The 12913-nt window shown below is 63.6% G+C and carries 12 protein-coding genes; 4 read left to right on the forward strand and 8 right to left on the reverse strand.

Going from position 1 to position 12913, the window contains the following annotated elements; genetic code table 11:
- Window positions 1-2 precede the first annotated feature (2 nt).
- On the forward strand, window positions 3-1688 hold the full coding sequence (betA, locus tag WN982_RS30475) for a choline dehydrogenase (protein ID WP_341319271.1): 1686 nt from the start codon (window positions 3-5) through the stop codon (window positions 1686-1688).
- An 80-nt stretch (window positions 1689-1768) separates the two neighbouring features.
- Here betA and WN982_RS30480 read toward each other — a convergent pair whose 3' ends face one another.
- The 7 genes from WN982_RS30480 to WN982_RS30510 all read right to left on the reverse strand — a co-directional run bounded on the left by WN982_RS30480 (window position 1769) and on the right by WN982_RS30510 (window position 10321).
- On the reverse strand, window positions 1769-3187 hold the full coding sequence (locus WN982_RS30480; protein ID WP_341319272.1) for an MFS transporter: 1419 nt from the start codon (window positions 3185-3187) through the stop codon (window positions 1769-1771).
- A gap of 164 nt (window positions 3188-3351) precedes the next feature.
- Window positions 3352-3615: a hypothetical protein gene (locus tag WN982_RS30485; protein WP_341319273.1), complete on the reverse strand. Its 264-nt coding sequence runs from the start codon at window positions 3613-3615 to the stop codon at window positions 3352-3354.
- A 57-nt stretch (window positions 3616-3672) separates the two neighbouring features.
- Window positions 3673-4329: a sarcosine oxidase subunit gamma gene (locus WN982_RS30490; RefSeq protein WP_341319274.1), complete on the reverse strand. Its 657-nt coding sequence runs from the start codon at window positions 4327-4329 to the stop codon at window positions 3673-3675.
- The gene (locus WN982_RS30495) at window positions 4319-7321 is read right to left on the reverse strand and encodes a sarcosine oxidase subunit alpha family protein (protein WP_341319275.1); all 3003 of its coding nucleotides are present in this window, start codon (window positions 7319-7321) and stop codon (window positions 4319-4321) included. Before WN982_RS30495 ends, WN982_RS30490 begins: the two co-directional genes overlap by 11 nt.
- Window positions 7318-7632: a sarcosine oxidase subunit delta gene (locus WN982_RS30500; RefSeq protein WP_341319276.1), complete on the reverse strand. Its 315-nt coding sequence runs from the start codon at window positions 7630-7632 to the stop codon at window positions 7318-7320. The genes WN982_RS30495 and WN982_RS30500 overlap by 4 nt, the downstream gene beginning before the upstream one ends.
- A 12-nt stretch (window positions 7633-7644) precedes the next feature.
- Window positions 7645-8889: a sarcosine oxidase subunit beta family protein gene (locus tag WN982_RS30505; RefSeq protein ID WP_341319277.1), complete on the reverse strand. Its 1245-nt coding sequence runs from the start codon at window positions 8887-8889 to the stop codon at window positions 7645-7647.
- Between the two features lie 37 nt (window positions 8890-8926).
- Window positions 8927-10321: an L-serine ammonia-lyase gene (locus WN982_RS30510; RefSeq protein ID WP_341319278.1), complete on the reverse strand. Its 1395-nt coding sequence runs from the start codon at window positions 10319-10321 to the stop codon at window positions 8927-8929.
- Between the two features lie 289 nt (window positions 10322-10610).
- Here WN982_RS30510 and WN982_RS30515 point away from each other — a divergent pair, with 289 nt between their 5' ends.
- Complete coding sequence (locus WN982_RS30515; protein WP_341319279.1) at window positions 10611-11693, forward strand: GlxA family transcriptional regulator; 1083 nt, start codon at window positions 10611-10613, stop codon at window positions 11691-11693.
- A gap of 71 nt (window positions 11694-11764) precedes the next feature.
- Here the strand turns inward: WN982_RS30515 and merR are convergent, their stop codons facing one another.
- Window positions 11765-12199, reverse strand: a complete 435-nt coding sequence (merR, locus tag WN982_RS30520; RefSeq protein ID WP_341319280.1) for an Hg(II)-responsive transcriptional regulator — start codon at window positions 12197-12199, stop codon at window positions 11765-11767.
- 72 nt (window positions 12200-12271) lie between these two features.
- Here merR and merT point away from each other — a divergent pair, with 72 nt between their 5' ends.
- Entirely contained in the window at window positions 12272-12622 is a 351-nt protein-coding gene (merT, locus tag WN982_RS30525; RefSeq protein WP_341319281.1) for a mercuric ion transporter MerT, read from the forward strand.
- A gap of 13 nt (window positions 12623-12635) precedes the next feature.
- Entirely contained in the window at window positions 12636-12911 is a 276-nt protein-coding gene (merP, locus tag WN982_RS30530) for a mercury resistance system periplasmic binding protein MerP (protein WP_341319282.1), read from the forward strand.
- The last annotated feature ends 2 nt before the right edge of the window (window positions 12912-12913 follow it).

The following is a 12913-nucleotide window of genomic DNA, read 5'->3' on the forward strand; positions in this document are numbered from 1 at the left end:
CGATGGCCTCGAATGAATACGACTACATCATCGTCGGCGCGGGCTCCGCGGGTAACGTACTCGCCTCGCGTCTGACCGAAGACGCCGGTGTGACCGTGCTGCTGCTCGAAGCAGGCGGTCCCGATTACCGCTTCGACTTTCGCACGCAGATGCCCGCGGCGCTTGCGTATCCGCTGCAAGGACGCCGCTATAACTGGGCGTACGAGACAGACCCCGAACCGCACATGAACAACCGGCGCATGGAATGCGGCCGCGGCAAGGGGCTCGGCGGTTCGTCGCTGATCAACGGCATGTGCTACATCCGCGGCAATGCGCTCGACTACGACAACTGGGCCACGCGCCAGGGTCTGGAAAACTGGACCTATCTGGATTGCCTGCCGTACTTCCGCAAGGCCGAAACGCGCGATGTCGGTGCGAACGCGTATCACGGCGGCGACGGCCCGGTGCATGTGACGACAAGCAAGCCCGGCAACAATCCGCTCTTTGCCGCGATGGTCGAAGCCGGTGTGCAGGCAGGCTTTCCGCGCACCCAGGATCTGAACGGCTACCAGCAGGAAGGCTTCGGGCCGATGGATCGCACCGTCACCGCGAACGGCCGGCGCGCTAGCACCGCGCGCGGCTATCTGGATCGCGCGAAGACGCGGGCGAATCTCACCATCGTTACGCACGCCATGACCGATCGCGTGCTGTTCTCCGGCAAGCGGGCGATTGGGGTCGCCTATCTGCATCATGGCAGTCCGATTACCGCACAGGCGCGCCGCGAAGTGCTGGTGTGCAGCGGCGCGATCGCGTCGCCGCAACTGCTGCAACGCTCGGGCGTAGGCCGCTCGACGTGGCTTCGCGAGCTCGACATTCCGCTGGTGCACGATCTGCCCGGCGTCGGCGAAAACCTCCAGGACCATCTGGAGATGTACATCCAGTACGAATGCAAGGAGCCGGTTTCGCTATACCCGGCGTTGCAGTGGTGGAACCAGCCGGCGATCGGGCTCGAATGGATGCTGCGTGGAACGGGGATCGGCGCGAGCAACCAGTTCGAAGCCGGCGGCTTCATCCGCACCCGCGACGACGACCTGTGGCCGAACATCCAGTATCACTTCCTGCCGGTCGCGATCAACTACAACGGCTCGAACGCGATCAAGATGCATGGCTTCCAGGCGCACGTCGGTTCCATGCGCTCGCCGAGCCGCGGCCGGGTGAAGCTCACGTCGCGCGATCCGGGCGCGCATCCGAGCATCCTGTTCAACTACATGTCCGATCCGCTCGACTGGCGCGAATTCCGCGACGGTATCCGTGTCACGCGCGAGATCATGCGTCAGCCGGCGCTCGACCGCTATCGCGGCCGCGAGCTGAATCCAGGCGCCGAGTTGACGACCGACGAACATCTCGACGCCTTCGTGCGCATGCGGGCGGAGACGGCGTTTCATCCGTCGTGCTCGTGCAAGATGGGCTATGACGAGATGGCCGTCGTCGACAACGAGGGCCGCGTGCATGGGCTCGACGCGCTGCGCGTGGTGGATGCGTCGATCATGCCGCAGATCACGACCGGCAATCTGAACGCGCCGACCATCATGCTGGCTGAGAAGATCGCCGACCGGATTCGTGGCCGGGAAGCGCTGGCTCGGGTAGATACGCCCTACTTTGTCGCTAATGGGGCGGCTGCGAGGACGCGGGCGGTCGCGGCGGTTTAATCTATACGAGGTCCGCGGCGGGATGAGCCGCATAAAAAAGCCGCGAAACATTCGCGGCTTTTTCCTTATGAAGTCACCGTTCAATCCCGCACCGGACTCAGCACGCCATGCGCGTCCGATTCGACCGCTTCAGACACCAGCGTCTCGAGCGCCAGCCCACGCGTTTCGATACCCAGCATCCACACCGCCGCAGCGGCGATCACGAAGCACATCGCGCCCAGCGAGAACACGCCGCCTTGTCCGAACATCGGCAGCACAACACCCACGACATAAGGGCCGATCAGCGAGCCCACGCGGCCGATCGCCGACGCGAACCCCGAACCCGTCGCCCGCGCGCCGGTGCCGTAAAGCTCCGGCGTGTAGGTGTACAGCACGGCCCACATCGCGAACAAAAAGAACTGCATGGCAAGCCCGGCGCAAATCAGCAGCGTAGGCGTTTGCGCGTGCAGCGCCGTCTGTCCGTAGACATAGGCCATCACCGCGCTACCGGCGAGCGACGCGATGCAAGTCGGCTTGCGGCCCCAACGTTCGACCAGCCATGCGGCGCACAGAAAACCCGGAATGCCGCCGAGCGAAATCAGCACCGTGTACAGCACCGACTTCGTCACCGCAAAACCCGCCTGCTGCATCAACGCGCCGAGCCACGACGTGAGTCCGTAGAAACCGAGCAACGCGAAGAACCACAGCGTCCACACCATGATCGTGCGGCGCCTATAGGCCATGCTCCAGATTTCGCGGAACGCGCCCTTACCTTTCACCGCCGGTGGTTCTTGCAGCATCACGGGTGCGCGCAACTGACTCAGCCCCGCCGCTTTCATCACCTTCGTTTCAACTTCTGCGAGCACTTTGTCCGCTTCGGCAATGCGTCCGCGATGTTCGAGCCAGCGCGGCGATTCGGGCACGACGCGGCGCACGATCAGCACGAATACGGCGGGAATCGCGAGCAACGCGAACTCGGTGCGCCAGCCGAACTGCGGCAGCACGAAATACGACACCACACCCGCCGTGATGAAGCCAAGCGGCCAGAAGCCGTCCATCAGCGCGATCAGTCTTCCGCGTGAAGCCGCCGGCACGAATTCGGACAACAAGGTCTGTGCGATCGGAAATTCCATGCCCATGCCCAACCCGAGCAGCACGCGGTAAAGGATCAGCGCGTCGACGCTCTGCGCGGTCGAGCACAGATACGACGCGAGCCCCCACAACACCATGCTCCACTGAAACACCGGGCGCCGCCCGAAGCGATCGGCCAGCAATCCGGCCATGGCCGCGCCGATCACCATGCCGAAGAAGCTCGAACTCGCGACCAGACCTGCCGTCGCGCTCGACAAACCGAATTCGGTTTTGATCGAACCGAGCACAAAGGTCATCGTGCCGAGATCGACTGAATCGAAAAAGAACGCGACGGCGATGATGATGAAGATGGTCCGGTGATAACCGGAGAACGGCAGTCGCTCGAGTCTGGCGGCAGCGCTCGCGCGAGGCTGAAAAGCGGTAGACATGTCATCCCCTCGTTGATGCGGCGGCTGCCGCGTGGGTGTTCCGATCGGTACATTTCAGTAGACGCCGACATAAATCGGCCACATAGAAGAAATACGTCAACCGGATAGAACGGGGGCGTCGCTATCACGCACATCAGGCATATCACGCACGCGAGAACCGGGCCTCAGGGTCGAAGCCGTGCACGCGCGGCGCCGGCAATGCGCGCAAGCGTGTCCGCGCTCAGCCGCGCGGCGATTTTCTGGACGTATTCGTGGTGCCGCGCCTGCAACGGCGCGCCGAGCTGTTGCGCGAGCAGATAGCGGATCAGCGCGATGCGCCGGTGCCGCAACACGATGCTCTGATCGAGCAGCGCGAGCGCGGCATGCGCATCGCCCTGATTGCACGCGCGCTCGGTGAGGCGCGCGGTGGCCAGACGTGTCGACGTCATGTCAGTCAGGAACCGGGAGAGCCGCGAGCGATGCGGACGAACACCGCTCGCACGGCTTCACGACATCAGCGGCTCGGCCGCGTCGAGCATGATCTTGACGAAGTAGTCCGCAAAGCTGCGGCGCACGACGATATCGAAGCTGTCGGCGCCGGTGGGCAGCAGCGTGATCGATGCCTTGAAATAGTGGCTCTGCGCGCACTGTCCTGCGCCGAACAGCTTCGGATGCAGGTCCAGCGGGCAGCCGCGCGCCAGCACCTCACGCGTACGCGTGCCGCTGATTTCAAGCACCGTATAACCGCTGCCGATATCCACCGCGGAAGCAAACACGCCCGCAAACACCGTCCCGAGCTTTGCCTGCAACGGCGCGGTACGGGTCGCGTCGTGCGCGGCGGCTGAGCGCACCAGCCATTCGTCGGGTCCGAGCCACAGCATGTCGTAGCCATTGCCTCGCGCGATGGTGTTCGGCTTCTCGGGCGGTAAGCAACCGATCACGCTTTCCACCGCACGCATGAACGCAGCGTCGCGCGTATCCCCGCGCACGTTCACGAGTTCGAGAAACGGCCGCTCGCTCAACCTGAACGCCGCCGATGCCACCGCCTGATGCTTCTTCAGCAGCGCATCCGCACCCACCAGCGGCGACTCCTGCCACACCCCTGTTTGCTCGCCGACAGCGCGGTTCACGGCCGATTGCGTGCCTCTTGTTTCATTCCACATGTTGACGTGCTCCTTCGCTGTCGTAGAACACCGAACTGGTGACCTTGGCCGCAATCTGCTTGCCGCTCGCGAGCGGAATGGTGACCGTTTCGCCGATCTTGTCGAGACCGCCCTTCATCACCGCCATCGCAATCGAGCGCTTCAGGATCGGGCTGTAATAGCTCGACGTGACGTGACCGAGCATCGGCGCGGTATCGCCCTGGAACGGACCGGCGACGATCTGCGAGCCTTCGGGAATCACGAACGACGGATCGTCCGGGAGCAGCCCCACCAGTTGCTTGCGCCCCGCCTTCGCGGTGTCGGAGCGGGTTAAGGAGCGCTTGCCGAGAAAGTCCTTCGACTTCGCGACCAGCCCGCCCATGCCGAGGTCGTAAGGTGTCATCGAGCCGTCCGTATCCTGGCCGACGATGATGTAACCCTTCTCCGCGCGCAACACGTGCATCGTTTCCGTACCGTACGGCGTGATATCGAATTCCGCGCCCGCCGCCATCAGCGCTTCCCACACCGCGCGTCCGACGTTTGCGGGCACGTTCACTTCATACGCGAGTTCGCCCGAGAAGCTGATGCGCATCACACGCGATGCCGCGCCCGCCACGGTGCCTTCGCGATAGCTCATGAACGGGAAGGCCGCGTTCGCGAAGTCGATGTCGTGGCAGACCTTCTGCAAGACCTTGCGGCTGTTCGGACCGACCACCGCGAATGTCGCCCAATGGTCCGTCACCGATGCGAGCCGTACGCGCATGTCCGGCCACTCGGTTTGCAGCCAGCGTTCCAGCCACGTGAGCACGCGTGCCGCGCCGCCGGTGGTTGTCGTCATCATGTAGTGCTGGTCGGCGAGGCGCACGGTCACGCCGTCGTCGAAGATCATGCCGTTTTCGTCCAGCATCAGGCCGTAGCGGCACTTGCCGACTTCCAGCTTGCTCCACGGATTCGTATAAACCCAGTTCAGCAGCTTGGCGGAATCGGGGCCCTGAATGTCGATCTTGCCGAGCGTCGACGCGTCGAGAATGCCGACGCTCGTGCGCACCGCGAGCGATTCGCGCGCGACCGCCGCGTGCATGTCCTCGCCTGATTTCGGGTAATACCACGGACGCTTCCAGTTGCCGACATCCTCGAACGCCGCGCCGTTTTCCACGTGCCATTCGTGCACAGCCGTTTTGCGCACCGGATCGAGAAACTCGCCGAGCTCGCGGCCGGCGAACGTACCGAACGTGACGGGTGTGTAGTTCGGACGGAAGGTGGTCGTGCCGGTTTCGGGAATCGTCTTGCCGAGCGCCTGCGCGAGAATCGCCATGCCGTTGATGTTGCCGAGCTTGCCCTGGTCGGTGCCGAAGCCCATCGCGGTATAGCGTTTTACGTGCTCGACCGATTCGAAGCCTTCGCGCGCGGCAAGGAAAATATCGGCCGCCGACACGTCGTTCTGGAAGTCGACGAACTGCTTCGGCCCACGCGTTGCGAGCTCGCGGCCACCGACCAGCCACAGCGGTTGCATCCGTGCCTCGGTGATTTCAGCGACCTGGACCGGATTCGGCCGCGCGACGATATAGCCGGCCGCGCGCGCCGCCTCTACACCGGCATCGACCGCGAAACGAATGCCCTGTCCCAGCGTGAAGTCGCCCGCGCAAGCGCCGACGCTCGTCTCCGCCTGCATCGCCTTGCCGGGCACGAAGCAGGCTTTGTCGTCATGCCAGTGGGCCTTGCCGCCCGACTGTGCGAACAGGTGCAGCACCGGGCTCCAGCCGCCGGACATCGCGAGCAGATCGCAGGGCAGCTCGCTCGGCTTTCCACCGACCTGTCCGTTCGAATACGACGCCACGTCAACCGACGAAACCCGCAGCTTGCCGTGCGCCGCCGTGACGGCCACGCCATTCATCACCTTGACGCCGTAGCGCCGCGCGAGCGCGGGCAGCGTGCCCTTCGACTCGCCCGTGCGCGGATCGACCACGGTCACCTGCGCGCCGGCCGCTTTCAGGTCGAGCGCGCATTGATAACCGTCGTCGTTGTTCGTGAACACCACCGCATTGCGTCCCGGCAACACCGCGTAGCGATGCAGATACGTCGACACGGCCGAGGCCAGCATCACGCCCGGCAGATCGTTGTTGCCGAACACGATCGGCCGTTCATGCGCGCCGGTCGCGAGAATCACGCGCTTCGCGCGGATCTTCCACATCAGTTCGCGTGTGCCTTTTCGCTGCGACACCGGCAGATGTTCGGTAAGACGCTGCGTGACCGTGACCAGGTTGTGGTCCTGGTAACCGAACGCGGTGCTGCGGCACAGGATCTTCACATCGGGCATCTGCCGGAGTTCGTCTTCGATCTTCTGCACCCATTGCAGCGCCGGCTTGCCGTCGATATCCGTACGGCAGGACAGCAGCGAGCCGCCGAGTTCAGGCTGATCGTCGACCAGCGTGACGCGCGCGCCCGACAAGGCCGCCGCATGCGCCGCCGCCAGGCCCGTCGGGCCGCCGCCGACCACCAGCACGTCGCAGTGCGCAAAGCATTTGTCATAGCGGTCCGCGTCGGTTTGCTCGGGCGCCTTGCCCAGACCGGCCGCATCGCGAATCACTTCTTCGTACTTCGGCCAGAACTTGCGCGGCCACATGAAGGTCTTGTAGTAGAAGCCCGCCGGAATGAAACGCGCGAACTTCTGGTTGATCGCCATCCGGTCTTTCTCGATGCTCGGCTTCGCATTCACGCTGGTCGCGACAAGCCCCTGATACAGCTCCACCTCAGTGGCGCGCGCGTTCGGCACCGTGTAAGCGCCGGTTTCGAGCTGCACGATCGCATTCGGTTCTTCCACACCCGCCGTTACGATGCCGCGCGGCCGGTGATACTTCCAGCTGCGCGCGACAAAATGCACGCCGTTCGCTAGCAGCGCGGACGCGAGCGTGTCGCCCTGGTAGCCCTGATACTTTCGCCCGTTGAACGTGAAATTCAGCACGATGGCGCGGTTGATGCGCCCGCCGCTGGGGAGTCGGTCTTTCTGGCTCATTTTGACTTGCCCTCGTGTGTCTTACCCTCGTTGCCATCCATGGCGAGCTGCGGACGCTCGAACGTCTCGTAGCCCTGAATTTCGTAGCTCACCGTGTCGCGCTGCGCCTTGAACCAGCGGCGGCAACCCTGCGTGTGCAACCATTGCTCGCGATGTACGCCGCGCGGATTCTTGCGCATGAACAGGTAGTCGCCCCACTCCTTGTCGGTCAGCTTCTCGGTGTCGAGCGGACGCGCGATGTCCGCTTCGCCGCCGCAGGAAAATTCGGTTTCGGCGCGTGGCCCGCACCACGGGCATTCGATCAGCAGCATTTGTTTTCCTCTTTAGTGCGCAACGGCGGCAGCGCCGTGCTCGTCGATCAGGTGGCCGGTGTAGAAACGCTCGAGCGAGAACGGCGCGTTCAGCGGATGCGGCTCGTCTTTCGCGATCGTGTGTGCATAAGCCCAGCCCGAACCGGGCGTCGCCTTGAAGCCGCCGGTGCCCCAGCCGCAATTGAAATACAGGCCCTTCACGTCGGTTTTGCTGATGATCGGGCAGGCATCCGGCGAGACGTCGACGATGCCGCCCCACTGGCGGTTCATCCGCACGCGGGAAAACACTGGGAACATTTCGACGATCGCTTCGAGCGTGCCTTCGATGATCTGGAAACTGCCGCGCTGCCCAAAGCCGGTGTACTGATCGACGCCCGCGCCGATCACCAGATCGCCTTTGTCGGACTGGCTGATGTACGCGTGCACCGCGTTCGACATCACCACCGTGTTGACGACCGGCTTGATCGGCTCCGACACCAAAGCCTGCAGCGGATGGCTTTCGAGCGGCAAGCGCACGCCGGCCATGTCGGCGAGCGTCGACGTATTGCCCGCAGCGACGATCGCAACCTTCTTCGCCTTGATGAAACCCTTGGTGGTATCGACACCGGTCACCTGGCTGCCGTCGCGGCGAATCCCGGTGACCTGGCAGTTCTGAACGATGTCGACACCATGTTGATCCGCGCCGCGTGCAAAACCCCACGCGACCGCATCGTGACGCGCCACGCCGCCACGGCGCTGAATCGACGCGCCGAGCACCGGATAGCGGCTGTTGAGATTGATGGTCGGCTCGATTTCCTTGATCTGCTCAGGCGTCAGGAATTCGGCATCGACACCGTTCAGCCGGTTCGCGTTCACGCGCCGTTCGGTGTCGCGCACGTCCTGCAACGTGTGCGCGAGGTTCATCACGCCGCGCTGGCTGAACATCACGTTGTAGTTGAGATCCTGCGACAGCCCTTCCCACAGCTTCATCGCCTTCTCGTAGAGCGCGGCCGATTCGTCCCACAGGTAATTCGAGCGCACGATAGTCGTATTGCGCGCCGTATTGCCGCCGCCGATCCAACCTTTCTCCAGCACCGCGATGTTGCGCACGCCGTGCTCTTTCGCAAGGTAATAGGCCGTGGCGAGACCGTGCCCGCCGCCGCCGACGATCACGACGTCGTATTCGCGCCTGGGTTCAGGGCTCTTCCACTGACGCTCCCAGTTCTCGTGATACGACATCCCGTTGCGCAACAGGCTGAATATCGAATAGCGGCTCATCTTGGGTCCTTGTTGTTACTGTTGCTTCGTAGCTTTCTCAGCACTCGATGACGTTCACGGCGAGACCACCGCGCGACGTCTCCTTGTATTTCGTCTTCATGTCCGCGCCGGTTTCGCGCATCGTCTTGATTACGTTATCGAGCGACACGTAGTGCTGCCCGTCGCCCTTCATCGCCATGCGCGCCGCGTTCAGCGCCTTGATCGCGCCCATCGCGTTGCGCTCGATGCAGGGAATCTGCACGAGTCCGCCGACCGGGTCGCACGTCATGCCGAGGTTGTGTTCCATGCCGATTTCAGCGGCGTTCTCGACCTGCGTCGGCGTGCCGCCCATCACCGCCGCGAGTGCTGCCGCGGCCATCGAGCACGCGACGCCCACTTCGCCCTGGCAGCCCACTTCAGCGCCCGAGATCGATGCGGTTTCCTTGTAGATGATGCCGATCGCCGCGGCGGTCAGCATGAACGTGACGATGCCGTCGTCGTTCGACGCATGCATGAACTTCACGTAGTAATGCAGCACCGCTGGGATCACGCCGGCCGCACCGTTGGTCGGCGCCGTGACGACTCGCCCGCCGGCCGCGTTTTCTTCGTTGACGGCCATCGCGTAGAGGTTGACCCAGTCGAGCATCGACAGCGGATCGCGCAGCGATTCCTCCGAGCGCGAACGCAATTGCGCGCACAGGTCGGCGGCGCGGCGCTTCACGTGCATCGGACCGGGCAGTTCGCCACGCACCTTGCAGCCGCGTTCGACACAGGCCGACATCACGCGCCAGATTGCAAGCAAGCCGTCGCGCACTTCCTGTTCGGGTCGCGACGCGCATTCATTGCGCAGCGTGACTTCGGCAATCGACAATCCGGTTTCGCGGCACACGCGCATCAGGTCGTCGCCGGTGCGAAACGGATACGGCACGTCCGCGCCGGCGCGCAGGCCGTTCACACGGTCGCCTTCGCGATTGACGACGAAGCCGCCGCCGATCGAGTAATACTCTTTCTCCACCAGCAACTGGCCGTTTTCGTCGAATGCCTGGAAGCGCATGCCGTTCGGATGCACGATGCCCGAGCCCGGCGCGCCCGGCATCAGCTTGCGAAAGAAGCCGAGGTGTTCGCGCTCGTCGAATCTGACCGGGTGCTTGCCGAGCAGCACGAGTTGCTTCGTCTCGCGGATCGCCTGAAGACGCGGTTCGATCAGGTCCGGATCGATCAGATCGGGCAGATTGCCCTCGAGGCCGAGCAGCACCGCTTTATCGGTGCCGTGCCCTTTGCCGGTGGCGCCGAGCGAGCCGAACAGCTCGGCCTTGACGCTGCGCACGAAACCCAGCAAGTTGGCGTCTTCGATATGTGAGGCGAAGCGGCATGCAGCGATCATCGGACCGACCGTGTGCGAACTCGACGGACCGATACCGATCTTGAACAGATCGAAGACGCTGACGTTCATGGCGTGCCTTTTGCGTTGCGATGCCAGGGTTGGCTGGGTTGGCCGGGGTTGGCCTTTACTAGCCCCCATTGCACCGCACGCCAATTTGGACCGATAGAATAAAAACGGCATCACCGTGGGATAGTGTCGTCAAGCGGGCCGCCGGCCGGGCGCGGCGGCGCATTTGCGATGACTTCTGACGCATTTGCGACAGGCGTTATAGCCGCTGCTGACGATCCTGATGCCACCGCCGCTGCGGCCCCAATCCCGAGTGCTATGCTTGATTCAACCCTTTCCACTGGCCGCATGCATGAACCCTGCTGAACCGCTTCCCCTTCAATCGATCGACGGCACCGCGAAGCAGCGCATCCGCTTCGGCATCATCCTGCTGCCGAATTTCACGCTGACGGCGTTCTCGGGTTTCGTCGACCTGTTGCGCCTGTCCGCCGACGAAGGCGACTTCAGCAAGCCCGTGCGCTGTTCGTGGAGCGTCATCGGGGAAACCCTTGCTCCGGTGCGCGCGAGTTGCGGCATCCAGATCACGCCGTGGGAAACCTTCGACAACGCCGAACCGTTCGACTACGTCGTCGTGGTAGGCGGCCTGCTGCATTCGGGGCCAGCCGCCAGCGAGGCGACGCTGGCCTTCATCCGCCGCGCCGCCGCGACCGACGCGACGCTCGTCGGTATGTGTACCGGCGTGTTCTCGCTGATGCGTGCGGGCGTGCTGGACGGCCACCGCATTTGCGTGAGCTGGTTTCACTACTGGGATTTCATCGAGCGTTTTCCATCGGTCGATGAAGAGATGCTAATTGCCGACCGCCTGTTCGTGATTGACCGCAGGCGCATCACCTGCTCGGGCGGGCGCGCGTCGATCGACGTGGCCGCGGCCATTTTGCTTCGCCACTTCGAAACCGCCACGGTACAAAAGGCGCTGCGCATTCTGCTGGTGGACGACATGCAGAAGGGCAACGCGCCGCAGCCGCATCCGCCGGGACTTGCGCCTGCCGCACATCCGAAGGTGAAGCGCGCGATCCTGCTGATGGAGCAACACGTGGGACGTTCGCTATCGCTCGACGAGCTCGCGCGCAAGCTCGATTTGTCGCCACGCCAGCTCGAACGCCTCTTCAAGGCGCAAACCGGCAAAGCGCCGCAAGCGTACGCGAAGCAGGTGCGCCTGCGCACCGCCGCATGGCTGCTGACGAGCTCGGATAAAACCGTGGCGGATATCGCGTCGAGTTGCGGCTTTTCCGACGCGTCGCATCTGGGCCGCGAATTCCGCAAGCAATTCGGCTTGCCGCCGATGATGTACCGCGAGCAGCGCGGCACAGCCGCGGAAGCGGAAGATGGCGCCGGGTATGACGAAACGTTTCCGGGCCGGGCTCAGGCGATCTGAGCCCGGTTTTCGCGCTGTTCAACCGGGGGTGCCCTTAAGAAACAGACTCTTTCGCTAAGGCGGAATAGCCTTTACGCGGCGCTGTTGTCGCCCAGTTCTTCGCCTCGTTGCAACGAAGCAATCAGCGGGCACGACACGTTGCCCTTGCGCGAATGACACGCACACACGAGTTGGGCCAGCACGGCCTCCATGCGCCGAAGGTCTGCAAGCTTGCGCTTTACATCCTGGAGTTTATGCTCGGCGAGGCTGCTCGCCTCATCGCAATGCGTCCCGTCTTCCAACCTGAGCAGCTCGGCGATTTCGTCGAGGCTGAAGCCCAGCCGCTGGGCGGACTTCACGAACCTTACCCTTGTGACATCGGCCTCGCCGTAGCGACGAATACTGCCGTACGGCTTGTCCGGCTCGAGCAGCAAGCCTTTGCGCTGATAGAACCGGATGGTTTCCACATTGACGCCCGCAGCTCTGGCGAAGGCGCCAATGGTCAGGCTCTCGCGATCGTTCTCCATACCGCTTGACTCCGTACTTAGGTACGGAACTAAGGTTACGCTATCCATTCACGTTTCAAAAGGGACAGGCGTATGACCGAACCGCAGAACGGGCGCGGCGCGTTGGCTGCCGGCGGGCTGGCCGCGATCCTCGCGTCGACGTGTTGCCTCGGGCCGCTGGTGCTGGTCGCACTTGGCGTGAGTGGCGCGTGGATCGGCAACCTGACAGTGCTCGAACCGTATCGCCCGCTTTTCATCGGCGCGGCACTGGTAGCGTTGTTCTTTGCGAGGCGGCGCATTTTTCGGCCAGCACAGGCGTGCAAGCCTGGCGAAGTCTGCGCCATTGCGCAAGTGCGCGCCGCCTACAAGTTCATCTTCTGGATCGTGGTCGCGCTGGTTGTGGTCGCGCTCGCCTTTCCCTATGTGCTGCCGTTGTTCTATTGATCAGGAGTTTGTCATGAAAAAGCTGTTTGCAGCCCTTGCGCTCGCCGCCGTCGCGGCCCCGGTCTGGGCGGCGACGCAGACCGTCACGCTAGCGGTGCCCGGCATGACCTGCGCAGCCTGTCCAATCACCGTGAAGAAGGCGCTCAGCAAGGTTCCGGGTGTCACCCATACGAACGTCATCTTCGACAAGCGGGAAGCAGTGGTGACCTTCGACGACGCAAAAACCAGCGTTGCCGCGCTGACGCGGGCGACCGGGGACGCGGGCTATCCGTCCTCGGTCAAGCAATAGGC

Source organism: Paraburkholderia sp. IMGN_8 (assembly GCF_038050405.1).
Lineage (GTDB): Bacteria > Pseudomonadota > Gammaproteobacteria > Burkholderiales > Burkholderiaceae > Paraburkholderia.

Coding starts and splice junctions, on each gene's coding strand:
- betA (WP_341319271.1), top strand. CDS start 3: ATGGCCTCGAATGAATACGACTACATCATCGTCGGCGCGGGCTCCGCG.
- WN982_RS30480 (WP_341319272.1), bottom strand. CDS start 3,187: ATGTCTACCGCTTTTCAGCCTCGCGCGAGCGCTGCCGCCAGACTCGAG.
- WN982_RS30485 (WP_341319273.1), bottom strand. CDS start 3,615: ATGACGTCGACACGTCTGGCCACCGCGCGCCTCACCGAGCGCGCGTGC.
- WN982_RS30490 (WP_341319274.1), bottom strand. CDS start 4,329: ATGTGGAATGAAACAAGAGGCACGCAATCGGCCGTGAACCGCGCTGTC.
- WN982_RS30495 (WP_341319275.1), bottom strand. CDS start 7,321: ATGAGCCAGAAAGACCGACTCCCCAGCGGCGGGCGCATCAACCGCGCC.
- WN982_RS30500 (WP_341319276.1), bottom strand. CDS start 7,632: ATGCTGCTGATCGAATGCCCGTGGTGCGGGCCACGCGCCGAAACCGAA.
- WN982_RS30505 (WP_341319277.1), bottom strand. CDS start 8,889: ATGAGCCGCTATTCGATATTCAGCCTGTTGCGCAACGGGATGTCGTAT.
- WN982_RS30510 (WP_341319278.1), bottom strand. CDS start 10,321: ATGAACGTCAGCGTCTTCGATCTGTTCAAGATCGGTATCGGTCCGTCG.
- WN982_RS30515 (WP_341319279.1), top strand. CDS start 10,611: ATGAACCCTGCTGAACCGCTTCCCCTTCAATCGATCGACGGCACCGCG.
- merR (WP_341319280.1), bottom strand. CDS start 12,199: ATGGAGAACGATCGCGAGAGCCTGACCATTGGCGCCTTCGCCAGAGCT.
- merT (WP_341319281.1), top strand. CDS start 12,272: ATGACCGAACCGCAGAACGGGCGCGGCGCGTTGGCTGCCGGCGGGCTG.
- merP (WP_341319282.1), top strand. CDS start 12,636: ATGAAAAAGCTGTTTGCAGCCCTTGCGCTCGCCGCCGTCGCGGCCCCG.